General features: G+C 68.5%; 29 protein-coding genes. 11 read left to right on the top strand and 18 right to left on the bottom strand.

What is annotated here, in order from left to right; genetic code table 11:
* Positions 1-12: 12 nt before the first annotated feature.
* From rimM to J7I44_RS12275, 6 genes are all read right to left on the bottom strand, one after another.
* Complete coding sequence (gene rimM, locus J7I44_RS12300) at positions 13-528, bottom strand: ribosome maturation factor RimM (protein WP_209621130.1); 516 nt, start codon at positions 526-528, stop codon at positions 13-15.
* A gap of 2 nt (positions 529-530) precedes the next feature.
* The gene (gene rpsP / locus J7I44_RS12295) at positions 531-788 is read right to left on the bottom strand and encodes a 30S ribosomal protein S16 (RefSeq protein WP_091333189.1); all 258 of its coding nucleotides are present in this window, start codon (positions 786-788) and stop codon (positions 531-533) included.
* Positions 789-1,038: 250 nt separating this feature from the next.
* Positions 1,039-2,421, bottom strand: a complete 1,383-nt coding sequence (gene ffh, locus J7I44_RS12290; RefSeq protein WP_209621129.1) for a signal recognition particle protein — start codon at positions 2,419-2,421, stop codon at positions 1,039-1,041.
* Between the two features lie 92 nt (positions 2,422-2,513).
* A complete protein-coding gene (locus J7I44_RS12285) occupies positions 2,514-3,896 on the bottom strand; it encodes an alpha/beta hydrolase (RefSeq protein ID WP_209621126.1) in 1,383 nt (460 codons plus the stop codon).
* Between the two features lie 44 nt (positions 3,897-3,940).
* Positions 3,941-4,585, bottom strand: coding sequence for an SdpI family protein (locus J7I44_RS12280; RefSeq protein WP_209621124.1), 645 nt, complete (start codon positions 4,583-4,585; stop codon positions 3,941-3,943).
* The gene (locus J7I44_RS12275) at positions 4,582-4,869 is read right to left on the bottom strand and encodes an autorepressor SdpR family transcription factor (protein WP_209621122.1); all 288 of its coding nucleotides are present in this window, start codon (positions 4,867-4,869) and stop codon (positions 4,582-4,584) included. Before J7I44_RS12275 ends, J7I44_RS12280 begins: the two co-directional genes overlap by 4 nt.
* Positions 4,870-5,022: 153 nt before the next feature.
* Here J7I44_RS12275 and J7I44_RS12270 point away from each other — a divergent pair, with 153 nt between their 5' ends.
* The 4 genes from J7I44_RS12270 (at position 5,023) to J7I44_RS12255 (ending at position 7,036) form a co-directional block, all read left to right on the top strand.
* Positions 5,023-5,841, top strand: a complete 819-nt coding sequence (locus J7I44_RS12270) for a cytochrome C assembly family protein (RefSeq protein ID WP_245188144.1) — start codon at positions 5,023-5,025, stop codon at positions 5,839-5,841.
* A gap of 127 nt (positions 5,842-5,968) precedes the next feature.
* Positions 5,969-6,298 carry a hypothetical protein gene (locus J7I44_RS16990; protein ID WP_209621120.1) on the top strand — a complete coding sequence of 110 codons (330 nt, stop codon included), beginning with the start codon at positions 5,969-5,971 and terminating at the stop codon, positions 6,296-6,298.
* Positions 6,299-6,333: 35 nt separating this feature from the next.
* Positions 6,334-6,855 (top strand): alpha/beta fold hydrolase, encoded by a 522-nt coding sequence (locus J7I44_RS12260; RefSeq protein WP_342451979.1) that lies wholly within the window; start codon positions 6,334-6,336, stop codon positions 6,853-6,855.
* Positions 6,856-6,859: 4 nt separating this feature from the next.
* Entirely contained in the window at positions 6,860-7,036 is a 177-nt protein-coding gene (locus tag J7I44_RS12255; RefSeq protein ID WP_209621114.1) for an alpha/beta fold hydrolase, read from the top strand.
* 29 nt (positions 7,037-7,065) lie between these two features.
* Here the strand turns inward: J7I44_RS12255 and radA are convergent, their stop codons facing one another.
* The 5 genes from radA to J7I44_RS12230 all read right to left on the bottom strand — a co-directional run bounded on the left by radA (position 7,066) and on the right by J7I44_RS12230 (position 12,747).
* Entirely contained in the window at positions 7,066-8,457 is a 1,392-nt protein-coding gene (gene radA, locus J7I44_RS12250) for a DNA repair protein RadA (protein ID WP_209621111.1), read from the bottom strand.
* 173 nt (positions 8,458-8,630) lie between these two features.
* On the bottom strand, positions 8,631-9,719 hold the full coding sequence (alr, locus tag J7I44_RS12245) for an alanine racemase (RefSeq protein WP_209621107.1): 1,089 nt from the start codon (positions 9,717-9,719) through the stop codon (positions 8,631-8,633).
* A 103-nt stretch (positions 9,720-9,822) separates the two neighbouring features.
* Positions 9,823-11,220: a replicative DNA helicase gene (locus J7I44_RS12240; RefSeq protein WP_209621104.1), complete on the bottom strand. Its 1,398-nt coding sequence runs from the start codon at positions 11,218-11,220 to the stop codon at positions 9,823-9,825.
* 248 nt (positions 11,221-11,468) lie between these two features.
* Positions 11,469-12,329: an aldo/keto reductase gene (locus J7I44_RS12235; protein WP_209621101.1), complete on the bottom strand. Its 861-nt coding sequence runs from the start codon at positions 12,327-12,329 to the stop codon at positions 11,469-11,471.
* Positions 12,330-12,480: 151 nt separating this feature from the next.
* On the bottom strand, positions 12,481-12,747 hold the full coding sequence (locus tag J7I44_RS12230) for a DksA/TraR family C4-type zinc finger protein (RefSeq protein ID WP_209621098.1): 267 nt from the start codon (positions 12,745-12,747) through the stop codon (positions 12,481-12,483).
* A gap of 78 nt (positions 12,748-12,825) precedes the next feature.
* Here J7I44_RS12230 and J7I44_RS12225 point away from each other — a divergent pair, with 78 nt between their 5' ends.
* Positions 12,826-13,290, top strand: coding sequence for an NUDIX hydrolase (locus J7I44_RS12225; RefSeq protein ID WP_209621095.1), 465 nt, complete (start codon positions 12,826-12,828; stop codon positions 13,288-13,290).
* Between the two features lie 108 nt (positions 13,291-13,398).
* On the top strand, positions 13,399-13,911 hold the full coding sequence (locus J7I44_RS12220; RefSeq protein ID WP_209621092.1) for a Mut7-C RNAse domain-containing protein: 513 nt from the start codon (positions 13,399-13,401) through the stop codon (positions 13,909-13,911).
* Here the strand turns inward: J7I44_RS12220 and J7I44_RS12215 are convergent.
* Positions 13,908-14,168 (bottom strand): hypothetical protein, encoded by a 261-nt coding sequence (locus tag J7I44_RS12215; RefSeq protein WP_209621089.1) that lies wholly within the window; start codon positions 14,166-14,168, stop codon positions 13,908-13,910. The genes J7I44_RS12220 and J7I44_RS12215 overlap by 4 nt on opposite strands.
* Positions 14,169-14,355: 187 nt before the next feature.
* Between J7I44_RS12215 and J7I44_RS12210 the strand changes: the two genes are divergently transcribed.
* From J7I44_RS12210 to J7I44_RS12200, 3 genes are all read left to right on the top strand, one after another.
* Complete coding sequence (locus tag J7I44_RS12210; protein WP_209621086.1) at positions 14,356-14,880, top strand: hemerythrin domain-containing protein; 525 nt, start codon at positions 14,356-14,358, stop codon at positions 14,878-14,880.
* 67 nt (positions 14,881-14,947) lie between these two features.
* Positions 14,948-15,337: a DUF1622 domain-containing protein gene (locus tag J7I44_RS12205; RefSeq protein WP_209621083.1), complete on the top strand. Its 390-nt coding sequence runs from the start codon at positions 14,948-14,950 to the stop codon at positions 15,335-15,337.
* A 16-nt stretch (positions 15,338-15,353) separates the two neighbouring features.
* Positions 15,354-15,599: a hypothetical protein gene (locus J7I44_RS12200; RefSeq protein ID WP_209621080.1), complete on the top strand. Its 246-nt coding sequence runs from the start codon at positions 15,354-15,356 to the stop codon at positions 15,597-15,599.
* Positions 15,600-15,678: 79 nt separating this feature from the next.
* Here the strand turns inward: J7I44_RS12200 and J7I44_RS12195 are convergent, their stop codons facing one another.
* Both J7I44_RS12195 and J7I44_RS12190 read right to left on the bottom strand, forming a co-directional pair.
* The gene (locus J7I44_RS12195) at positions 15,679-16,110 is read right to left on the bottom strand and encodes a hypothetical protein (protein ID WP_209621077.1); all 432 of its coding nucleotides are present in this window, start codon (positions 16,108-16,110) and stop codon (positions 15,679-15,681) included.
* A gap of 14 nt (positions 16,111-16,124) precedes the next feature.
* A complete protein-coding gene (locus J7I44_RS12190; RefSeq protein WP_209621074.1) occupies positions 16,125-17,324 on the bottom strand; it encodes a zinc-dependent alcohol dehydrogenase in 1,200 nt (399 codons plus the stop codon).
* Positions 17,325-17,552: 228 nt separating this feature from the next.
* Here J7I44_RS12190 and J7I44_RS12185 point away from each other — a divergent pair, with 228 nt between their 5' ends.
* Positions 17,553-17,732 carry a CsbD family protein gene (locus J7I44_RS12185; protein ID WP_209621071.1) on the top strand — a complete coding sequence of 60 codons (180 nt, stop codon included), beginning with the start codon at positions 17,553-17,555 and terminating at the stop codon, positions 17,730-17,732.
* Between the two features lie 145 nt (positions 17,733-17,877).
* Complete coding sequence (locus J7I44_RS12180) at positions 17,878-18,387, top strand: hypothetical protein (RefSeq protein WP_209621067.1); 510 nt, start codon at positions 17,878-17,880, stop codon at positions 18,385-18,387.
* A gap of 10 nt (positions 18,388-18,397) precedes the next feature.
* Here J7I44_RS12180 and rlmH read toward each other — a convergent pair whose 3' ends face one another.
* From rlmH to J7I44_RS12160, 4 genes are all read right to left on the bottom strand, one after another.
* Positions 18,398-18,868 carry a 23S rRNA (pseudouridine(1915)-N(3))-methyltransferase RlmH gene (gene rlmH, locus J7I44_RS12175; RefSeq protein WP_209621064.1) on the bottom strand — a complete coding sequence of 157 codons (471 nt, stop codon included), beginning with the start codon at positions 18,866-18,868 and terminating at the stop codon, positions 18,398-18,400.
* 265 nt (positions 18,869-19,133) lie between these two features.
* Entirely contained in the window at positions 19,134-19,478 is a 345-nt protein-coding gene (gene rsfS / locus J7I44_RS12170; protein ID WP_245188154.1) for a ribosome silencing factor, read from the bottom strand.
* Positions 19,479-19,616: 138 nt separating this feature from the next.
* Positions 19,617-20,681, bottom strand: coding sequence for an NAD(P)H-dependent flavin oxidoreductase (locus J7I44_RS12165; RefSeq protein ID WP_209621059.1), 1,065 nt, complete (start codon positions 20,679-20,681; stop codon positions 19,617-19,619).
* Between the two features lie 39 nt (positions 20,682-20,720).
* The gene (locus J7I44_RS12160; protein ID WP_209621056.1) at positions 20,721-21,326 is read right to left on the bottom strand and encodes an HD domain-containing protein; all 606 of its coding nucleotides are present in this window, start codon (positions 21,324-21,326) and stop codon (positions 20,721-20,723) included.
* Between the last annotated feature and the right edge of the window lie 7 nt (positions 21,327-21,333).

Raw genomic sequence — 21,333 nt, 5'->3', positions numbered from 1 at the left:
TCCCTCGCCTTGCTAGAACTCCGGATCCCAGTCCACCACCATGCGCCCGCCGGACAAGTCCACCGAACGCACGTAAGTCCCCTGGACGAAGGGCACCAGCCGCTCGCGCGTGCCGTCCCTCACCACCACCACGTCATTGGCGCCGGTGGCGAACAGGTGGCTCACCCGTCCCAGCGACACCCCTTCGGTGGTGACGACCTCAAGCCCCTCGAGGTCGACCCAGTAATACTCGCCCTTGGCCGGCGGCGGCAGCAGTTCGCGGGCGACATGGATATCCAGTCCCACCAGCGCTGCCGCAGCCTCCCGGTCGTCCACGCCGGGCAGTTGGCAGATCAGCCCCTTGCCCTGCGGACGTCCGTTGATGCCGCCGACCTCCATCGCCTCGCCCGGCGCCTTTTCGAGCAGCCAGGGCTGGTACTTGAAGATCTGCGTGCGGGGCTCGGTCCAGGATTCGATCTTGAGCCAGCCCTGCACGCCGTACAGCCCGACGATGCGTCCGACCAGGACGCGCCGACCGGCTGTATCCATGCTTAGGCAGCAGCCTGCTGCTTGCCGGCTTCCTTGAGCAGGGCGGCGACCTTGTCGGTCAGCTGGGCACCCTTGCCCACCCACTCGTTCACGCGCTCGACGTTGAGCTCGAGACGCTTGTCCTTGCCGGAGGCGACCGGGTTGTAGAAGCCCACGTTCTCGATGCTGCGACCGTCGCGCTTGTTGCGCTGGTCGGTCACGACGACGTGGTAGAACGGGCGGCCCTTGGCGCCACCGCGCGAAAGACGAATCTTGACCATAAGTAAAAGCTCCAGAGGTGCCGGCCGCGCCGGCAGCACGCACGGGATCCGCGCGCGGTAAACGCGGCATTTTAGTGGATTTTTGGTAAAAGGGAAGCCCTGCAAAGGCAGCGCCCCCGAAAGATGGTCGCCCTGCCGGGCGTCATTCCCGCCGAAGCGGGAATCCGTCTTGCTTCTCAGGCGCGAAGCCCGAACCGCCCCCCCCCATCGCGGGAATGACGCGCGTTGATGGCAAGCCCGGAGGCAAGCCTCACCGCATCGGCGGGAAGCCGCCGCCCATCCCGCCCATGCCCTTCATGGCCCCGCGCATCTGCCGCAAAAGGCCCTTGGTGCCGCCCTTGGAGAGCTTGGACATCATCTTCTCCATCTGCATGTACTGCTTGAGCAGGCGGTTGACGTCGGCCGGCTGGGTGCCCGAACCGCGCGCCACGCGGGCGCGGCGCGAGCCGTTGAGCAGATCGGGATGGCGACGTTCCTTCTTGGTCATCGAACCGATGATCGCGACCATGCGCTTGATCTCGTTGTCGTTGACCTTCGATTTGACGTTGTCGGGCAGGTTGGCTACGCCCGGCAGCTTGTCCATCAGGCCGGCCAGACCGCCCATGTTGTTCATCTGCTCAAGCTGGTCGCGCATGTCGTTGAGGTCGAAGCGCTTGCCCTTCATTACCTTCTGGGCAAGCTGCTGCGCCTTTTCCTGGTCGACCTTGCGCTCGACCTCCTCCACCAGCGAGAGCACATCGCCCATGCCCAGGATGCGCTGGGCAAGCCGGTCCGGGTGGAAGGGTTCCAGCGCATCGGTCTTCTCGCCGGCGCCCAGGAACTTGATCGGTCGCCCGGTGATGTAGCGCACCGACAGCGCGGCACCGCCACGGGCATCGCCGTCGGTCTTGGTCAGCACCACGCCGGTCAGCGGCAGCGCCTCGCTGAACGCCTTGGCGGTGGTAGCCGCGTCCTGGCCGGTCATCGAGTCGACCACGAACAGCGTCTCGACCGGCGTGATCGCGGCATGCAGCGCCTTGATCTCGCCCATCATCGCTTCATCGATGTGCAGGCGGCCGGCCGTGTCGACCAGCAGCACGTCGACCACTTCGCGGCGGGCCGCGGCGATCGCGGCCTTGGCGATGTCGACCGGATTCTGCCCCGCCTCGGACGGGAAAAACTTCACGCCGACCTGCTCGGCCAGCGTGCGCAGCTGCTCGATGGCGGCCGGACGGTAGACGTCGCAGCTGACCACCATCACCTTCTTTTTCTTGCGCTCGGTCAGGAAGCGGGCAAGCTTGGCCACCGTGGTGGTCTTGCCCGCGCCCTGCAGGCCAGCCATCAGCACCACCGCGGGCGGCTGCTGGGCAAGGCTGAGCTCGGCGTTGGCCGTCCCCATGACCTTGGTCAGCTCCTCGCTGACCACCTTCACCAGCGCCTGGCCGGGCGACAGGCTCTTGAGCACTTCCTGGCCGACCGCGCGCACCTTCACCCGTTCGATCAGCGCCTGCACCACCGGCAGCGCGACGTCCGCTTCCAGCAGGGCGATGCGCACCTCGCGCAGGGACTCGCGGATGTTTTCCTCGGTCAGCCGACCGCGACCGCGCAGGCGGTTGACGGTGGCGGAAAGGCGTTGGCTGAGCGACTCGAACATGGGATCGGCACGACAGAGGGAAACACCAGATTATAGCCGCCCCGGGGGGCGGTTCGCGGCGGCGGGCGCAAGCCGACCGCCGCAAGCCCGGTTTACGGTGCCGCGTTGGCTGCTTTTTCCCGCGCGGGCTGGGCCTTGATCCACGTCGCCAGGTCAGCGATGACCTTGGGATCGACCGCCGCCGGCTTCGTGTAGTCGGCGATGGTGCCGGTCTTGCCCGCGGGCATGAACAGGTGGCTCAGGCCCGGATACAGGTGGAAGACGGTGCCGTCACGCTGGCCCAGCAGCTGTTTCCATCGCCCGAAATCCAGCGTGGGCGACACCTGGAAATCGCTTGCGCCCTGGAGGAAGAGCATTGGTATCGACAGCGCTCGCGCATCGGCCACCGGATCGACCCGCTGCCAGCTCAGCCAGTAGGTCTGCGGTGCGTTGTTGAAGTTCCCCGCGGGCGCATCTTCATCTGGCCCGACCTTGGCCAGCAGGGCCTTCTCGTCGATGACGGCCTGGACATTTTTCTGGACGTCCTCGGCCGACAGACCGGCGCGAACCGACTGCTCCCGCGCCTGCTGTTCGAGCGCGTCGAGGATGTGCCGCGCCGGCCCGGCCATCAGCACCAGTCCGGCCAGTTGCGGATCGCGACGACCGATGCGCGGCGCCATCATGGCGCCCAGACTGTGGCCGACCACAAACACGCGGCGGGCGTCGATGTGCGGCTGCTTGGCCAACACGCGCGCCGCGGTCACGGCATCGTCGGTAACTTCCGAGTCGATCACACGCCCGCTCTTGTCGCCCCAGGTCTGGTTGTAGTCGAAATTGCGCTTGTCATAGCGCAGCGAGGCGATACCCATGCGAGCCAGGCCTTCGGCGATGTCCTTGAACGGCCGGTTGGGGCCAATCAGCTCGTCGCGGTCGTTGTCGCCCGAACCGGACACCAGCACGACCGCCGGGAACGGCCCCTCGCCGGACGGCAGCGTGAGCGCCCCGAACAGGGGACCCGCCGGCGAGGGCACGTCCAGTCGCAGCACGCGCCCGCCACCGGCCAGCGCGTGCGGCTGTTCCGGGTGCGGCTTGACCGCGCGCGAAAGCAACCCCGCCACGGCCTTGGGCATGATACGCACGGTTTCGATCCGGTCCTGCGGGTCGCATCGGGTCAGCATGACTTGCGTGCCCTTGGCGAAGACCAGATCGGTGCTCATGACATTGGCCCGCACCAGAGGCGTCGCGTGGCTGCGGTAGGCGCCCGATTGCGACTGCAGTGAGGCCCAGGCCTGCCCGAGCGCCTTGGCATCGAGCTTGCCCGCCAGCTCCGGAGTGAAATCCGCGACCGCCTTGGCGAAATCGCCGTGACCGAGGGCCTCGGCCATGGCCGTCGTACGGATGCCGCACGCCGCCGAGGGCGACTCGGCCAGCGCGTGACCGGAACAAAGCAGCGCCGCGGAGCCGAGCGCGGCCAGGACAGTGGTTCGCAACAACATGGGCAATCTCCTTCTGCAACAGGCACCGCAGCGCGGCATGACGATCAATCGCGCGATACAAGCCTGCGATGGATCCAGTACGAATAGGCAACCGGCGCCAGGCACGCCAGGACGAGCAGGCCGATCGGCAGCCAGTGCGGCGCACCCGCCAGCGCGCTGATCACCGCGCCAAGGCCACCGAGCAGCACGACCCAGCCACCGATGCGATGAGTGCGCTCCCACACCACGTCACTGGAAAGCGTCCAGGGCGTGCGGATGCCGATGAAGGCATTGCGGCGCAACTTGCCCATGTAATTGCCGATCACCATGAACAACACGCCCAGCGTGACCAGCGCGATGGGTACGACCGGCAGCGGATGGCCGGCGCTGCCCAGCAGGATCGACAGGTCGATCACCAGCACGGCCGCCTGGGTCGCAAGCATCGCGATGTCGAACACCCTGACGCTGGAAGGTGACTCGAACTGGCGCGGCGCGATCCGCGGCAGCAACGCCGCAAGCAGCGCGATGCCCACCAGCAGCATCGCCGGCAGGAACGCCGACCAGAACCGCGGCGTCCACCGGTTGGGCTGGCCATGGAGATCCCAGTGCGTGGGCACCAGCGCGGGAAGGCGCGGATAGGCCCACAAGCCCACGACCGCCGCGATCAGCACGAACAGGCCCGACACGATCACTGTGCGTGAGGGTTTCATCGCTTGCCTCCGGATTTGGGCGTGGCGGGGAACAGATCCATCAGCATCCGGGCGAGGTCCTCGAACACGGTGCTGTTCAACGAATAGACGATGTACTGGCCGCGCCGTTCGGTGCGCACCAGATCGGCCTGCTTGAGCACCGCGAAATGGTGCGACAGCGAGGCCGGCGTGATGTCGAAGTCCGCGCCGATCTCGCCGGCGCTCAACGCCCCGCCTTGCAGCCGCTTGAGGATGGCGCGGCGGGTGGGGTCGGCCATGGCCTTGAAGACTTCCTGCTGCTTCATGGATCTGCCCGTGCTTCGATGGCGCATATATTTAGATAGTTTTCTAAATATCTCAACCCGACTTCCGGCACGGTCCCCGGTTTCGGGCGCGGTCCCCTCGGCCCGTCGCGACCGCGTTCACCCGGGCCGGGGGCTATGCCACACTTGCACGCCATGTTGCCTGCCCTCTCGATCTTCGCCATCGCCTGCTACCTGCTCGCCTCCGGCCTGCTGGCGTGGCCGCTGTTCCGGCACCAGGCAGCCACACCGTCGGTCGCCTGGCAGCGCCCTGCCCTCGCGGTGGCGATGCTGGCCGTGCTGGCGCACGCGGGCGTGCTGCTGGGCATGCACCGCGGCGCGCTGGACCTGCACTTCTTCGCCGCGCTTTCGCTGGTTGCCTGCGTGGTGTCGGCACTGACCCTGTTCGTCAACCTGAGCCGGCCGGTCGCCGCGCTGGGCGTGGTGGTATTTCCGTTGGCGGCGTTGCTCGTGGCGATCGACAGTTTCCTGGCGCCAGCGACCATGCCGGTGGCGATGGACTGGCAGATCAAATTGCACGTGACGGTGGCACTGGTGGCCTTCAGCCTGCTGTCGATCGCCGCGGTGCTGGCACTGGGCCTGGCGGTGCAGGAACGCGGCCTGCGCCACCGTCAGTTCGGGCCGTGGCTGCGCGCGCTGCCGCCGCTGACGCTGACCGAGACGCTGCTGTTCCGGGTGATCGGGGCGGGGTTCGCACTGCTCACCCTGACGCTGATCACCGGCGCGCTGTTCGTGGGCAACCTGTTCGGCCAGCACCTGGTGCACAAGACGGTGCTGTCGATCGTCGCGTGGCTGGTGTTCGGCGTGCTGCTCTACGGGCGCTGGCGCTTCGGCTGGCGCGGGCGTCGCGCGGTCAACCTCACCCTGATCGGCATGGCGGTGCTGGTGCTGGCGTTCTTCGGCTCGAAGTTCGTGCTGGAGCTGGTCCTGCACCGGCCGGTGCCGCGGCTGTAGCCGATACCGATCGCCGTTCGCAAGGGCGCCCGACTCTCCGCATCCAGCCACCGGCCGGCCGCACCCCGACCCGGATCGCCTGCGCCTCCCTCTACAGTCCATCCGACCAGATGGCGGAGGAAACCGCATGCAGGAAAACCGAGCGACCACCGGCCGACTGCGCCGCGTGATCCGGCGGGCCGTGCTGGGCCTGACGATATTGGTTGTGCTGCTGGCCGGGGCCGGCGCGCTGTACAACGCGATGGCGATCCGTCGTCTGCGCCAGACCTATCCGCCACCCGGACGGCTGTACACGGTCGATGGCTACCGGATGCATCTCTATTGCAGCGGAACCGGCTCGCCGACCGTCATCCTCGAGTCGGGCCTGGCAGAAAGCTTTCTGGTGTGGGGCAAGGTTCAACCCGCCCTTTCACGAGTCACGCGCGTGTGTTCGTACGACCGCGCCGGCCTGGGCTGAGTGAGGCCGTTCCCGGAGCGCGCGACCCCGATCACATGGCCGGCCAACTGCACGCGCTGCTGGCCGCAGCCGGCATCAGCGGTCCGCTGGTGTTGATGGGGCATTCCGCCGGCGGCCTGCACATCCGCGCCTATACCGCCCGCTTCCCACAGGACGTGGGCGGACTGGTCTTCGTGGATGCCACCACGCCAGGGCTGGACCGCCGGATACCCGCCGCGGTACGCGCACTGGGCGAGCATGGGCCGTTCCAGCGTGCGCTGTTCAAGACCATGATCGCGTTGGGCATACCGCGCGCACTGGGGGAATGCACGACACCGCCGCCCGGTTTCGGGGCCACCGCGAACCTCTGGCGCGCGGACGCCTGCAGGCCGTCCTATGTCACGACCTGGGCGCGCGAATCCGCGGCGCTGCGGCCGTCGCCCGTCGAACCGGCGCGAAACAACCCGTTCGGCGAGCTGCCCGTACTTGTCTTCTCGCGGGATCCGCATTCGCCGCCCCCGCACCAGCTGCCCGCTTACGTGTCTGCGGGACTGGCAACAGAGCCAGCGCATCCATGAAGCCATGCAGGAGGACATCAAGCAGCTGTCCACGCACAACCGCCGCATCATCGCCAAGGGCAGCGGGCACTACATCCATTTCGAGCGCCCGGAACTGCTCGTGCGTGAAGTGGCGACCTTCATCCAGGCCATTCGGGCTGGCGGGACCCTGCCCGGCGAGGGCACCACCGTCACCGAGTGATCGGCCGCGCGCGAAAGCCGGCCGCCGGCTCAGGCGTCGCGACAGGCGTCGATGGCCTGGGACAGGCGCTCCACACCGATGACTTCCATCTCGCCCACCTTGCCCTTCTTCGGCGCGTTCGCCTTGGGCACGATGGCGCGGCGGAAGCCGTGGGTCGCCGCCTCCTTCAGGCGTTCCTCGCCGTTGGGCACCGGGCGGATCTCGCCGGAGAGGCCGACCTCGCCGAAGGCGATGGTCTTGTCCGGCAGCGGGCGGTCACGCAGCGAGGAGAGCACTGCCAACAGCACCGGGAGGTCGGCCGCGGTTTCCTGCACGCGGATGCCGCCGACCACGTTGACGAACACGTCCTGGTCGTAGGCCGCCACGCCGCCGTGGCGGTGCAGCACGGCCAGCAGCATGGCCAGGCGGTTCTGTTCCAGGCCCAGCGCCACGCGGCGCGGGTTGCCCAGCGAGCTCTGGTCGACCAGCGCCTGCACCTCGACCAGCAGCGGCCGGGTGCCCTCGCGGGTGACCATCACGGCGCTGCCAGAGGTCGGTCCCGAGTGCGCGGAGAGGAAGATCGCCGACGGGTTGGGCACCTCACGCAGACCCTTGTCGGACATGGCGAACACGCCCAGTTCGTTGACTGCGCCAAAGCGGTTCTTGAACGCGCGCAGCACCCGGAAGCGGCTGCCCGACTCGCCCTCGAAGTACAGCACCGCGTCGACCATGTGTTCGAGCACGCGGGGACCGGCGATGCCGCCTTCCTTGGTGACGTGACCGACCAGGAACACGGAGGTGCCGGTTTCCTTGGCGAACCGCGTCAACTTGGCCGCCGACTCGCGCACCTGGCTGACCGAACCGGGGGCTGCGGTGAGCAGCTCGGTCCAGATGGTCTGGATGGAGTCGATCACCAGCACGTGCGGGCGCGTGGTGATCGCCTGTTCGAGGATGCGTTCGATGCACGTCTCCGCCAGCGCCTGCAAGGGCTCCAGCGGCAGACCCAGGCGCTGCGCGCGGGCCGCCACCTGCGAGAGCGACTCCTCGCCGGTGACGTACACGCTGGCCAGGTGCGCGCCCAGCGTGCCGAGCATCTGCAAGAGCAGCGTGGACTTGCCGATGCCCGGATCGCCACCGATCAGCACGACCGAGCCCTGCACCAGGCCGCCGCCCAGCACCCGATCGAGTTCCCCGATGCCGGTGTGCGTGCGTGCCTCGGTGGTCAGCGCCACTGCTGTCAGCGGCGTGACCTTGGCAGCGCCCGCCGCGTTGCCGGCGTAGCTGGAGCGCTGCGCGCCGACCGAAGCCTTCGCCGTGGTCGCGGGCGCCAGCACCACCTCGCTCAGCGTGTTCCAGACGCCGCATTCGACGCATTGGCCCTGCCATTTGGAGTGTTCGGCACCGCAATCGGTGCAGACGTAGGCGGTCTTGGCCTTGGCCATGGGGGAATTCCGGACAGTCGAGGGCGATGAGCTTAGCCCGGCCTGCTCGCAGGGGGCGAGACGGCAAGCGCCGGTGTCACCTGTAGGAGCGCACCCTGTGCGCGACCGCGCGGCATGGTCGGGCATGGCGGTCGCGCACAGGGTGCGCTCCCACATGGCACGCCGCAGGCGGTTCAGGCCTCGTCTTCGACGAACAGCACGCGGCGGGTCATGCCACAGGTGAGGTCGTAGCTGATCGTGCCGGCGTGGCGGGCGATGGTCTCCACCGGCAGGCGATCGCCCCACAGCGTGACGCGATCGCCTACCTTCGCCTGCGGCGCGCCGCGCAGGTCCAGCGTGATCAGGTCCATCGAGACCCGGCCGATCAGCAGCACGCGGGTGTCGCCGACCAGCACCGGCGTGCCGCTGGCGGCGCTGCGTGGATAGCCGTCCCCGTAGCCGACGGCAGCGACGCCGACGGGCATGTCTTCCGGACAGGTCCAGGTGCCGTTGTAGCCGATGGACTCGCCCTGGCCGATGCGGTTGATGGCGATCAGCCGCGTGGCCAGCGTCATCGCGGGACGGAAGCCGAAATCCGCGCCACTCTTGTCGTCGACGACCGACAGCCCGTACAGCAGCCCGCCGGTACGCACCCAGTCGGCGCGCGCCTGCGGCCAGCCGAGTACGGCAGCGGAATTGGACAGCGAACGTGGGCCGTCCAGTCCGCGGGTCGCCTCGGCGAAGCGCTCGATCTGCGCGCGGGTCTGTTCGCCATCGAAGACTTCCGAGTCGGAGAAATGGCTAAGCAGTCCGATCTCCGGATCCAGCCCGGGCATCGCGGCCAGCCGCGCGTGCACGCCGGCCACGCACTCGGGGGCGAAACCCAGGCGGTGCATGCCGCTGTCGATCTTCAGCCACACGCGCAGTCGGCCGCGCCCCGGGCGGGCCTCGGCCAGCCAGTGCAACTGCGCCTCATGATGGATCGCTGCATCCAGTTGCAGGCGTTGCATCTCGGCGATGTCACCGGGCTGGTCGGGCCCCGACAGCACCACGATACGCTGGCGATGGCCGGCCGCGCGCAGGCGCAATCCGTCGCCCAGCGCGGCCACCGCGAAGCATTCGGCCTCGCTATCGAGTGCACGCGCGACACGCTCCAGCCCATGGCCGTAGGCGTCGGCCTTGACGACGGCCATGACGCGCGCCGGGGCGGCCATCGCCTTGATGCGGGCGAGGTTGTGGCGCAGGGCGCCTAGGTGAATGGTGGCGGTCGTGGTGCGGCTCATTTGATGTACGGGAATCGGGAATCGTTAATGGCGAATCGTTGAGAGCAAGGACAAAGCGGCCCGCTTTTGCCATTCGCGATTGACGATTCCCCATTCCCCGCCATCAATCGAACGATCCCACGAACGAGTCGGCCGCGTAATTCTCGAACTTCGTGTAGTGCCCCAGGAAGGTCAGCTTCACCGTATCGGTCGGACCGTTTCGTTGCTTGCCGATGATGATTTCGGCCAGACCTTTGTCGGGCGATTCCTTGTTGTAGTACTCGTCGCGGTAGATGAACATGATCACGTCCGCGTCCTGCTCGATGGCGCCCGACTCGCGCAGGTCGGACATCATCGGGCGCTTGTCGGCGCGCTGTTCCAGCGAGCGGTTCAACTGCGACAGGGCGATCACCGGCACGTTCAACTCCTTGGCAAGGCCCTTGAGTGAACGGGAGATTTCTGAAATCTCGGTGGCGCGGTTCTCCTTGTTTCCGGGCACCTGCATCAGCTGCAGGTAGTCGATCACGATCAGGCCCAGGCCGCCATGCTCGCGGTGCAGGCGGCGTGCGCGCGAGCGCAGTTCCACCGGCGAGAGGCCGGGGGTGTCGTCGATGAAGATCTTCGCTTCGGAGAGGATCGCGATGGCATTGGTCACGCGCGGCCAGTCCTCCTCGGACAGGTCGCCGTTGCGCAGGTGCTGGGCGTGGATGCGGCCGATCGAGGAGATCAGTCGCAGCGCCAGCTGCGAGGCGGACATTTCCATCGAGAAGATCACCACCGCCTTCTTGCCACGCAGCGCGGCGGCCTCGGCGATGTTCACCGAGAAGGCGGTCTTGCCCATCGAGGGACGCGCCGCGACGATGATCAGGTCCGACGGCTGCAGGCCGGAGGTGAGTTCGTCCAGGTCGTTGAAGCCGGTGGAGATGCCGGTGAGCTGGCCGCGGTTCTCGTAGCGCTCGGTGAGCAGGCGGAAGGCGTCCTTGACGGCATCGCGCATGGACACCGAATCCTTCTTGCCGCGCGCGCCCGACTCGGCGATCTTGAAGACCGCCTGCTCGGCGTTCTCCAGCACCTCGTGCACGCTCTTGCCCTCGGGCCGGTAACCGTCTTCGGTAATGCCGGTGCCGGCGTCGATCAGCTGCCGCAGGATCGACTTCTCGCGCACGATGTCCGCGTAGGCGCCGATGTTGGCCGCGCTGGGCGTGGCGTTGGCCAGCTCGATCAGGTAGCTGGCGCCACCGACCATCTCGGCCAGGTCGTTGGCCTCGAACCAGTCACCCAGCGTCACCGCATCGCAGGGCATGCCCTTGTTGGCCAGCTCGTTGATGGCGCGCCAGATCAGGCGGTGGTCCTTGCGGTAGAAATCGCCCTCGCCCAGGCGGTCGGCGACCTTGTCCAGCGCGTCGGGCGCGAGCATCAGGCCGCCCAGCACCGCCTGCTCGGCGTCGATGGAGTGCGGCGGCACGCGCAGCGCCTCGATGGCGGAGCCGTGGCCGCTCTTGCGCTCGGGGACAAAGGACATGGATCGGTTTCCTCGCAGACGGCCGCGCCGCCGGCGGCGGACACGTGAGCGACGAGGATACGCGGCGGCCTCTCAGCCGACGAGACAATAAGTCTGTGGATAAGCTGTGGTTGGCGGTGGATAAGACGCGGGCGACGGGTTCAACGCAAGGCTTCCCCCATCCGCCCTTCGGGCACCTTCCCCCGCGACCGCGGGGGAAGGTGCCGACAGGCGGATGGGGGCGCTCTTCGCGGATGCGTGCAAGCCCATCACCGCGCCGCCGCCTCCAGCGCCCGATAGTCCTCATCGGAAAGCGCCAGCTGCGCCGCCCCCGCATTCTCGCGCAGGTGCTCGACCTTCGAGGTCCCCGGAATCGGCAGCATCACCGGCGAGCGCTTGAGCAGCCAGGCCAGCGCGACCTGTCCGTTGCTGGCGCCCAGGCGCCGGGCGATGCGGCTGAGCACCGATTCGGGAGCGGCCAGGTCACCGGCGGCCAACGGGTACCAGGGTATGAAACCGATGCCTTGCTGCTCGCAATAGTCCAGCACCGCCTCGCTCTTGCGGTTGGCCATGTTGTAGAGATTCTGCACGGTGGCGACCGGGAAATGCCGGCGGGCCGCCTCGATCTCCTCCACGCCAACCTCGCTCAGGCCGACGTGGCGGATCAGCCCTTCCTTGCGCATCTGCGCGATGACCTCGAATTGCTCCTCGCGCGGCACCTTGGCGTCGATACGGTGGAGCTGCCACAGGTCGATGCGCTCCACACCGAGACGACGCAGGCTCATCAGTACGCACTGACGCAGGTATTCGGGCCGACCCACCGGCGCCCAGACGTCGGGGCCATGGCGGGTCAGGCCGCCCTTGGTGGCGATCAGCATGCCCTTGTACGGGTGCAGCACCTCGCGGATCAGGTCCTCGCTCACGAACGGGCCGTAGCTGTCGGCGGTGTCGACCAGGTTGACGCCCAGTCCGGGCAACGCGCGCAGGGTGGCGCGGGCGCCCTCCGGATCGGTCGGCTCGCCCCAGATGCCCTTGCCGGTAACGCGCATGGCGCCGAAGCCGAGGCGGTTGACCGTGATGTCGCCGCCGATCTGGAACTGGCCGGCGGCTGCAGCGTTGGGTTCTTGCATGAGGAATCTCCTGGTCAGGCGCAGATCCCGATCATGGGGGCACGCGACGACGAGGCAAGCACGCGCGCGGGCATCCCGGGGCCCAGGCCCGTTCGGCACGGAAGCCGGGTTCCGTGGCCGCGTTCGTGCGCACGGCGCGTGGTCAGCGCTCCTAGCGCAGCTGGCTGTCCTTGCTGCCGCGGCGGTTGTAGCCACTCACCGCGTGCTGCGCCTTGTCCTGCGCCTCCTGGCAGGCCACGCACAGCCGCACGCCGGGTACGGCTTTGCGCCGCGCCTCGGGGATTGGCGCATCGCACTCCTCGCAGTGGCTCAGGCTCGGCCCCTGCGGCAGTTTGCTGCGCGCGCGCTTGATCGCGTCCTTGACGGTCGCGTCGATCTGGTCCTGTACGGCGCCGTCGCCGGCCCAACCGATCGCCATGGCGGTCTCCGGAAACATGTCGGAGTGCTGATGCTACCGTGGACCCCGTGAACGCGGGCTCGGCAGCGGAGCAGAAGCATGCCCATCACCAGCGCTGGCATCCTGCTGTATCGCCTGCACGAAGGCGAGCCACAGGTGCTGCTCGGCCACCCAGGTGGCCCGTTCTGGCGCCGTCGCGACGCGGGAGCGTGGATGCTGCCCAAGGGCGAGCTGCAACCGGACGAGGACGCCCAGAGCGCCGCACGGCGCGAGTTCGAGGAAGAGCTCGGCATTCCGGCGGTCGGCGCCTTGGTCGCGCTGGGGCGCCTGCGTCAACGCGGCGGCAAATGGATTGAGGCCTTTGCGCTGGAGGGTGATCTCGACCCTGCAATCATGCGCAGCAATCTGTTCGAAATCGAATGGCCGCCGCACAGCGGGCAACGGGCCTCCTTTCCGGAGATCGACCGCGTTGCCTGGTTCACCCTTGCGCAGGCGCGCCATAAGATCCTGCCCAGCCAGGCGCCCCTGCTGGACTGGCTGGAAACGATGCTGGCGGGCGTATAGCGCCAGCGCGATGCCTCTGCGCGGTGAGCGGCTTGTCTGCGATCGCGTCCCACCCGCCTCGAACGAACGGTCACGTGACATCGGCTATCGACGCGATCAACTAAGCCCATGCCACCGCCGCGGCTCTTCCGTGACGCCATGCTCGCCGGCCTCGCCCGCTGGCTGCGGGCCGCCGGCCACGACGCTGCGCTGGCACCGGGCAACGCCTCCGATCGCGTGATCCTGCAGTGCTGCCGGGCTCAGGCGCGAGTGCTGCTCACACGCGACCGCCATCTGGCGGCCCACGCAGGCGGCGACATCCCGGTAATGCTGCTGGTCGCCAACGACATCGATGCCCAGGCGGCGGAACTGGCCGGGACGCTCGACCTCGACTGGACATTCGCGCCGTTCACCCGTTGCCTGCTCGACAACACACCGCTGAGGGAGGCCACGCCGGAAGAACGCGAGCGCCTCCCTGCGCGTTCGCGCGACCTGCCCGGCCCGTTACGCGCATGCCCTGGCTGTGGCCGCATCTACTGGCGCGGGAGCCACGTGCGGCGCATGCAGGCACGCCTGGAACGGTGGCTCGGGTTCGCGCGCGGGATACGGCGCGCGGACCCGGCCGATCCGGCAGGCGCCTAGTGCAAGCTTCCGCCGTCCACCTCCTCCGGTGGCTCCACGCCCACAATCTGTAGGCCGATGAACGCCCGGGAGACAGCCACCCCTACAGACGGAACCTGCGCGCACTGCATCGGAGCGGATGGGTGTGCGGTCAGCGCTTTCCACTCGCCCATATCGACCCGCGCCCTGGAAGCCGCATCGTCAAGCTGCTCCGCCCGGCGGTAACGCAACGACGCATCCTTTCCAATCTGTTCCAGAAAATCGATCGCATCGAACATGCTTTTCTCCTGGCTGTCGAATGCCGCCCATCATTGCGGCGTGGGTTTCGCGCAAGCGCAACCGCGCAAGGCAACTCTTTCAAAACCAGCGCCCGGGCGGCCTGCGCGCCGTTGCGATTGAGGGTTCACGACCGGCGCACGCCGCACGCTATGCAATGCGGCCAAACCAAACCGGAAAGCCGCCGCCATGCCGAACATTCTGGACACGCTAAAGAGCGAACACGACCAGCTGCGCGAACTTTTCGCACAGATCAACAAGACTGCCGACTCGGAAGCCGACACGCGCCACGAATTGCTCAAAAAGATCGAGGCGCTGCTGATTCCACACGCGAAGTGGGAAGAGACCGTGTTCTACCCCGCCTTCGAAGATCGCGCGGATCACGAACAGAAACTGATCTACGCCGAGGCGATCCAGGAACACCGAGCGGTGGAACTGGCCGTTCTGCCGGACATCCATGCCGCCGACGTGGACTCGCGGCAGTTCGCCGGTTCGGTGCAGGTGTGCGGCGAGCTGATCAAGCACCACGCGCACGAGGAGGAGACCAAGATGTTCGACGCCGTGCGCCAGCTGTTCAGCGCCGAGGAACTGGCCGATTTCGACCGCAAGTACGCCAGCTGGAAGGATTCCTCCGGTGCGGACGCCATCACCAGCTACGCCAAGGTAAAGACCGCGGCGATGGCATTCATGCGCAACCCGGATTCGCCGGCCTGAGCGCTCGCCTTCCCGCCCTGACGGGTGCGTACGCGCAGCCGCGCGCTTGCCCACGGGCGTCTGACCGATGAGCGAGGGGTTCGACGCCACCGAAGCGTGGGTGATCCAGGCGGTGCAGTGGCTCAAGCTGCTGATCGAGACGGTGGGCGCGGTCACCGTCGGCATCGGCATGCTGCTGGCCGTGTGGCAGTTCGCGCGCATGATCGCCTTGCGCGAGGCCAACGATTACAACCGCATCCGCCTCACGCTCTCGCGTTACCTGGCGCTGGCGCTGGAGTTCCAGCTGGGCGCGGACATCCTTTCCACCGCCATCGCGCCGAGCTGGCAGGAGATCGGCAAGCTTGGCGCCATTGCGGTGATCCGTACGGGCCTCAACTGGTTCCTCTCGCGGGAAATGGTCGAGGAGCGGGAGGCCGAGGCCGCGGCGGCACGCGCCCGCCACGCGGCCACGCCGTGACCGGGATCATCTGCCCATGAACGACCTGATCGACGCGCTGCAATGGCCGGCCATGGCCATCACCCTGGTAGCCGCCTGGCTGGTCGGCTCGCTGTCGCGGCGCAAGCGCACCTGGGGCTTCTGGTGCTTCGTGCTCAGCAACGTGGTGTGGGTCGCCTGGGGCTGGCACGACCACGCCTGGGCGCTGATCGCGCTGCAGGTCGGGCTGTTCCTGTTCAACCTGCGCGGAGTGTTCAAGAACGACGACGCGCCGGCGGGCTGACCAGCTTGCCCCGGGCACGTGGGGTGGGCTTGAGCCCACCGGCTTCTCGCCTGATGTGGACGGTGGGCTGAAGCCCACCCTACGGAGCACGTCTTGCCGGGCGCCGGCGCAGCATCCACAACGCCAGCGCCGCGCCGGCCACGCCGAAGGCGGCGGCGCGCGCACGCGGCGAGCGGCGCACGTCGTCCAGCAGGCCTTCGGCCACGTTTACGCGGTCGGCCAGCAGCAGGAGCATCCAGTGGCGCAGGTCGCTCTCGCTGCGCTGGAACGCGCGCCGGCGGATCCACCCGCTCACGGCGCTGGGCGGCACGCTGGTGCCGAACACCGGCGTGATGCCGGGCCGCTCGATCGAATGCAGCACTTCGACCGTGCGCGGCTGCTGCGCCGGACGGTCCCAGTGCACGCCCTCCAGCCGCGGCGGGGTGTGCTCCATCGGCACCGCCGGGCGCCTGGCCGGGTCGAGGTCCACGCCCCAGTCGGGGATGTGCGAATGGTCTGTCGCCTGGTTCATGGGTCGGGGCCTCGTCAATGCAGGTGGCTGGATGCCGGGGACACCGGCGCGGGCGTGTCGATATGGGCGGCGCGCGGCGGAACCAGTACGGTCTTGATGCAGCCGTCCTGCTTCGCCGAGAAGCGGTGGTAGGCCTCGTCGACCTCCTCCAGCGGCACGCGGTGGGTGATCAGCTCGCGCGGCTTGAGCCGGCCGGCGCGGATGTGTTCGATCAGGTGCGGCAGGTGGCGCTTGACGCTCGCCTGGTTCATGCGCAGGGTCAGGCCCTTGTTCATCGCGCTGCCGATCGGCACCAGGTTGAAGGTCGGCCCGTACACGCCGACGATCGACACATTGCCGCCGCGGCGCGCCGAGTTGATCGCCCAGTGCAGCGCCGTGGCCGCGCCGGCCTGCAGTTTCATCTTCACGCCGGTCAGGGTCTGCATGGCGTTGCCGTCGGCCTCGCAGCCGACTGCATCGATGCATACGTCCGCGCCCTGCCAGTCGGTCATCTTCTTGATGTGCACGGCCATGTCGTCCACCTCGCGGAAGTTGACCGTCTCGGCCTGCGCGAAGCGGCGCGCGAACTCCAGGCGATAGTCGTACTGGTCGACCACGATCACCCTGCCCGCCCCCATCAACCAGGCGCAGCGCGCGGCCATCAGGCCGATCGGGCCGGCGCCGAACACCACCACCGTGTCGTTCTCGTGGATGTCGCCCATCTCGGCCGCCTGGTAGCCGGTGGGCACCACGTCGGTAAGCAGCACGGCATCCTCGATATGGATGTCCGGAGGGATGACCGTCGGGCCGACGTCGGCGAAGGGCACGCGCACGTACTCGGCCTGGCCGCCGTTGTAGCCGCCAGCGGTGTGCGAGTAGCCGTAGGCGCCGCCGACCGCGGTCGCTTCGGGATTGACGTTCTCGCAGTTGCCGTAGAGCTCGCGCGAGCACGAAGCGCAAGTTCCACAGAACACGTTGAACGGCACCAGCACGTGGTCACCGACCTTCAGGTTGCGCACGTTGGCACCGGCCTCTTCGACGATGCCGGTGAACTCGTGGCCGAAGATCGAGCCCACGCGCGTGTCCGGCACCAGGCCGTGGTAGAGGTGCAGGTCCGAACCGCAGATGCAGGCGCGCGTGACCCGCACGATGGCGTCGTCCGGATGCTCGATCGCCGGCTCGGGTACGTGGGCGACCCGCACCCGGTAGGGCCGGCGATAGGTGGTGGCGAGCATGGCTTCTCCTCCGGGGGCGTGCGCTGCGATGTGCGGCACGCTAACCATGCGCATGTCGTCGGCACGGGAAGAGCCTGCATGGATTTCCTCGCCGAACAAGCGCTTGCCTGCTTGTCGACCAGGCAGGCAACGGCTGCGAAATGCTTGCGTCTCTGTCACCAGCGCTAAACACGCGCCGCCCTATAAACAAGCTGAGCCTGCACCCCGGCAGGCCCGCAGGAGACATGCATGAACGACAACCGCATCGAAGGCACCGAGCACCAGGTCAAGGGCGCCGTGAAGGAAGGCGTCGGCAAGCTGACCGGCAATACCTCCAAGGAAGTCGCCGGCAACCTCGAAAAGAACGCCGGCAAGGTGCAGAAGAACGTAGGCCAGGCCCAGGACGAGATCGAGGACCTGGACGACTAGAAGGCCCCCAAACCCGTCGCCCGCGCCCCATGAAGGGGGCGCGGGCGACCCTGTAACAACTGACCCACGCAACCATCACCCGTGCGCGCGAAACATACGGCATGGCCACCGGCCATGCCGGTCGGGGCCCTACCGGGAGGCGCCCATGAAAACCCGCTGCGTGTTCAGCACCCCCGACCTCGCCGCCGCGCGTACCGTCATGGCGGCCGCCCGCCAGGCCGGCATCCCCGACGACGACCTTTCGCTGATCGCCCGCGAGGACATCGAACTCCAACAGATTCCCGACCACCTGATGGTTGGCCGTACGGACTTCTATCCGGCCGCCGCCCGCGGCGCCGCCTGCGGCGGCGGTGCTGGCGTGTTGCTGGGGCTGATCGCGGTCGCGGTGCCGCCGCTGGGCGTGACGCTGGCCGGCGGCGCAGCCATCGCGCTGGCGGGCGCGGCGGTGGGCTGCTGGACCGGCGCGCTGGTCGGCACCGACGTGCCGGACGCCGTGCACCGCAAGTTCAAGGACGAGATCGACGCCGGGCGCATCCTGGTCATCATCGATGCCACCCGTGACGACCTCACCGCCGCCTGCCCGGGCGTGCTCGCCACCGGGGCGAAGCATTTGCCGCTGCACGCGCACCCTGAGGTGCCGCAGCTCGCGGCCTAGGCCCCAATCGTCAGGCGCGGTGGTAAGGGTGGCCGGCCAGTAGCGTGCTGGCGCGATAGAGCTGCTCGGCCAACACCAGGCGCACCAGCATGTGCGGCAGCGTGAGCGGGCCGAGCGACCAGCGCTGGTCGGCGCGCGCCAGCACCTCGGGCGCGTGGCCGTCGGGGCCGCCGATCAGGAAGGCCAGGTCGCGACCGGCCATGCGCCAGTTCGCCAGCTGGGCGGCCAGCTCCTCGCTCGACCAGGTCTTGCCGCGGCCGTCCAGCGCGATCACGTGGGTGTCGCGCGCAAGCGCGGCGAGGATCGCGACGCCCTCGTCATGCATGGCGCGCGCGTCGTCGCGGCCCTTGCCGCGGGCGCCCGGCTTGAGCTCGACCAGTTCGAGCGGGAGTTCGTGCGAGAGGCGTTTGCGGTATTCGGCGAAGCCTTCGGCGACCCAGCCGGGCATGCGTTCGCCGATGGCAAGCAGGCGGGCTCTCATGCCAGCTTCAATCAGATGAAACGGCGCGAAGCGCCACGTTCGCTTCCTCTCCCCTTCGGGGAGAGGATTGAGGTGAGGGGCTGGGGCTCGCGGGGATGTTCATGGTGAGGATGCTCTTAAAGCAGCACGCGCTTCGTCGCCAATCGATCGCAAGAATGACCCCTCACCCCAACCCTCTCCCCGGAGGGGATAGGCGCAAAAAAACCAGCCGCGAGGGGGCCACCTCGCCCAGCCATCTCCCGCAGGGGAGAGGGAAGCAAAGACCTCAACCAGCGCTCGCCGCATCCATTCCCGGCTCGCGGTCGCCCACCGTCCACAGCCGTTCCAGGCCGTAGAACTCGCGGATGCGCGGCAGCATGACGTGGACGATCACGTCGCCCAGGTCGACCAGCACCCACTCGGCTTCCTGCTCGCCCTCGACGCCCAGCGGCATCACGCCCGCCTTCTTGGCGAACTTGACCACTTCGTCGGCAATGGATTTGACGTGGCGGGCGGAGGTGCCCGAGGCGATCACCAGCAGGTCGGCGATCGAGGTTTTGCCGCGGACGTCGATTTCGCGGATGTCCTTGGCCTTGAGCTCTTCCAGCGCGTCGATCACGTGCTTGCGCAGGTCGGTGGTATCGGCCGCTTTCTTGGCGGCGACGGAAGGCTGGCTACGGGAAGACGTACTCAAGCGGGGGTGCCTCGGGGCGTACTCAGGGCGCGGAATGGCGCCGGGCCAGTATACCCGGCGCAACTCTATGGCACGTCAAGCGGGCGTGCAGCGGGCCGTGGCGTACTCCTCCACCAGCACGCGGACGAGCTCGGCGGCAAGCATCGGACGCACCCGCGTGGCGGACTGGCCGCACCACTCCGACAACAGGTCGCCGCGCCCGGCGGCCGCGGCCGCACGGCGCAGCGGGGCGGTCAGCGCGTTGAGGATCGGATACGGCGGCAGCTCGGCGGCGAACGGCTGCATGGCTTCCACGAAGCGGTTGCGCAGGCCCTGTGCCGCGCGCCCGGAGAAGCTGTAGATGGTGCCGATGCGGTGATCCTGCGCCTGCGGCAGGTCGCGCTTCCACGCGTCGGCCGCGGCCGATTCCGGGCAGGCCAGGAACGCGGTGCCGAGCTGGCTGGCGTCGGCGCCGAGCAGCTCGGCCGCGCGCATGCCGCGCCCGTCCATGATCCCGCCGGCCGCGATCACCGGAACGTCCACCGCCGCCACCGTCAGCGGCACCAGCGCGAACAGCCCGACCATCGCCTCCTCGGCCGGGTGCAGGAACGTGCCGCGATGGCCCCCTGCCTCGGCGCCCTGCACGCACACGGCGTCGGCACCGCGCTCGGCCCATGCCCGCGCTTCGGCCACGCTGGTGGCGGTGCCGACCACGCGGATGCCCGATGCCTGCAGTTCGCGCACCTGGGCCTGATCGAGCACGTCGAAGGCGAAGCTCGCCACCGCGGGGCGCGCCTCGCGCAGCGCCGCGAGTTGGTCGGAGAAGCGCGGCGCCCAGCGCGCGGGGAGCTCCGTGCGCACATCCAGCCCCTCGCAGGCCATCAGCGCATCGAGGCGACGGCGCATGGTCGCCACCTGCGCCTCGTCGACGCTGAAGTCGTCGGGCAGGACGAACAGGTTGATGGCAAAGGGCCGGTCGGTGGCCGCGCGGATCTGCGCCGCCTGGTCGAGCAACGCCTGCGGCTCCAGGTAACCGGCACCCAGCGAACCCAGCGCGCCGGCGCCGCTGACCGCGGCCACCAGCGCGGGCGTGTTGGAACCGGCCATGGGCGCCTGGATCAGCGGATGCGCAACGCCCAGCGAGCGAAGGAAGACGGACATGGCGGGCTCCTCGACAGCGTCACGCCATTGTCGCGCCGATCAGGCGGCGCGGTGCGGTTCCCCCGCCAGCGCGTACATGCGCTCGACTTCCCGCTCCAGCGCGCTGGCCATGGACGCCGCACGCTCGGTGAACAGGTCGGCCAGCAGCCGATAGTAGGTCAGCGTGCCGTCGCGGCCGCCGGTGAAGCGGGCGAACACGCCCTGGCCCACCTCCGGACGCTCCAGGTCCCCGACGATCGCGCGGGCGTTGTGCAGCTTGTCGCAACCGGACACCAGCAGCGTGTCGTCGGAGGCGTGCGCCAGGTGGTTGAGGTAGGCCTGCTTGCGGCGCAGCCAGTCGCGGCGACGGGCACCCTCATCGTCGACGCCGGCCTTGGCCTCGGCGGTGCCGTCGGTGCAGCCGAGCACCATCGCCTGCACACGTTCGCCGAAGCGCTCGCCGACCGTTGCGACATGCCCCTCGCCGCAATCCTCCACCACGTCGTGCAGCAGCCCGGCGATCGCCTGGTCTTCGTCGCCACCGTGCTCGAGCACCAGGCTGGCCACGCCCAGCAGGTGCTGGATGTACGGGATGGCGGTGCCCTTGCGGCGCGAGTGGGCGATGCGCGCGTAGTCGACCGCGGCGGTAAAGCGTTCGCTGAGCATGGCTGTC

This window comes from Frateuria flava, assembly GCF_017837635.1.
GTDB classification, from domain to species: domain Bacteria; phylum Pseudomonadota; class Gammaproteobacteria; order Xanthomonadales; family Rhodanobacteraceae; genus Frateuria_A; species Frateuria_A flava.
This window is presented reverse-complemented; position numbering and strand designations above follow the sequence as displayed.

Coding starts and splice junctions, on each gene's coding strand:
- rimM (WP_209621130.1), bottom strand. CDS start 528: ATGGATACAGCCGGTCGGCGCGTCCTGGTCGGACGCATCGTCGGGCTG.
- rpsP (WP_091333189.1), bottom strand. CDS start 788: ATGGTCAAGATTCGTCTTTCGCGCGGTGGCGCCAAGGGCCGCCCGTTC.
- ffh (WP_209621129.1), bottom strand. CDS start 2,421: ATGTTCGAGTCGCTCAGCCAACGCCTTTCCGCCACCGTCAACCGCCTG.
- J7I44_RS12285 (WP_209621126.1), bottom strand. CDS start 3,896: ATGTTGTTGCGAACCACTGTCCTGGCCGCGCTCGGCTCCGCGGCGCTG.
- J7I44_RS12280 (WP_209621124.1), bottom strand. CDS start 4,585: ATGAAACCCTCACGCACAGTGATCGTGTCGGGCCTGTTCGTGCTGATC.
- J7I44_RS12275 (WP_209621122.1), bottom strand. CDS start 4,869: ATGAAGCAGCAGGAAGTCTTCAAGGCCATGGCCGACCCCACCCGCCGC.
- J7I44_RS12270 (WP_245188144.1), top strand. CDS start 5,023: ATGTTGCCTGCCCTCTCGATCTTCGCCATCGCCTGCTACCTGCTCGCC.
- J7I44_RS16990 (WP_209621120.1), top strand. CDS start 5,969: ATGCAGGAAAACCGAGCGACCACCGGCCGACTGCGCCGCGTGATCCGG.
- J7I44_RS12260 (WP_342451979.1), top strand. CDS start 6,334: ATGGCCGGCCAACTGCACGCGCTGCTGGCCGCAGCCGGCATCAGCGGT.
- J7I44_RS12255 (WP_209621114.1), top strand. CDS start 6,860: ATGCAGGAGGACATCAAGCAGCTGTCCACGCACAACCGCCGCATCATC.
- radA (WP_209621111.1), bottom strand. CDS start 8,457: ATGGCCAAGGCCAAGACCGCCTACGTCTGCACCGATTGCGGTGCCGAA.
- alr (WP_209621107.1), bottom strand. CDS start 9,719: ATGAGCCGCACCACGACCGCCACCATTCACCTAGGCGCCCTGCGCCAC.
- J7I44_RS12240 (WP_209621104.1), bottom strand. CDS start 11,220: ATGTCCTTTGTCCCCGAGCGCAAGAGCGGCCACGGCTCCGCCATCGAG.
- J7I44_RS12235 (WP_209621101.1), bottom strand. CDS start 12,329: ATGCAAGAACCCAACGCTGCAGCCGCCGGCCAGTTCCAGATCGGCGGC.
- J7I44_RS12230 (WP_209621098.1), bottom strand. CDS start 12,747: ATGGCGATCGGTTGGGCCGGCGACGGCGCCGTACAGGACCAGATCGAC.
- J7I44_RS12225 (WP_209621095.1), top strand. CDS start 12,826: ATGCCCATCACCAGCGCTGGCATCCTGCTGTATCGCCTGCACGAAGGC.
- J7I44_RS12220 (WP_209621092.1), top strand. CDS start 13,399: ATGCCACCGCCGCGGCTCTTCCGTGACGCCATGCTCGCCGGCCTCGCC.
- J7I44_RS12215 (WP_209621089.1), bottom strand. CDS start 14,168: ATGTTCGATGCGATCGATTTTCTGGAACAGATTGGAAAGGATGCGTCG.
- J7I44_RS12210 (WP_209621086.1), top strand. CDS start 14,356: ATGCCGAACATTCTGGACACGCTAAAGAGCGAACACGACCAGCTGCGC.
- J7I44_RS12205 (WP_209621083.1), top strand. CDS start 14,948: ATGAGCGAGGGGTTCGACGCCACCGAAGCGTGGGTGATCCAGGCGGTG.
- J7I44_RS12200 (WP_209621080.1), top strand. CDS start 15,354: ATGAACGACCTGATCGACGCGCTGCAATGGCCGGCCATGGCCATCACC.
- J7I44_RS12195 (WP_209621077.1), bottom strand. CDS start 16,110: ATGAACCAGGCGACAGACCATTCGCACATCCCCGACTGGGGCGTGGAC.
- J7I44_RS12190 (WP_209621074.1), bottom strand. CDS start 17,324: ATGCTCGCCACCACCTATCGCCGGCCCTACCGGGTGCGGGTCGCCCAC.
- J7I44_RS12185 (WP_209621071.1), top strand. CDS start 17,553: ATGAACGACAACCGCATCGAAGGCACCGAGCACCAGGTCAAGGGCGCC.
- J7I44_RS12180 (WP_209621067.1), top strand. CDS start 17,878: ATGAAAACCCGCTGCGTGTTCAGCACCCCCGACCTCGCCGCCGCGCGT.
- rlmH (WP_209621064.1), bottom strand. CDS start 18,868: ATGAGAGCCCGCCTGCTTGCCATCGGCGAACGCATGCCCGGCTGGGTC.
- J7I44_RS12165 (WP_209621059.1), bottom strand. CDS start 20,681: ATGTCCGTCTTCCTTCGCTCGCTGGGCGTTGCGCATCCGCTGATCCAG.
- J7I44_RS12160 (WP_209621056.1), bottom strand. CDS start 21,326: ATGCTCAGCGAACGCTTTACCGCCGCGGTCGACTACGCGCGCATCGCC.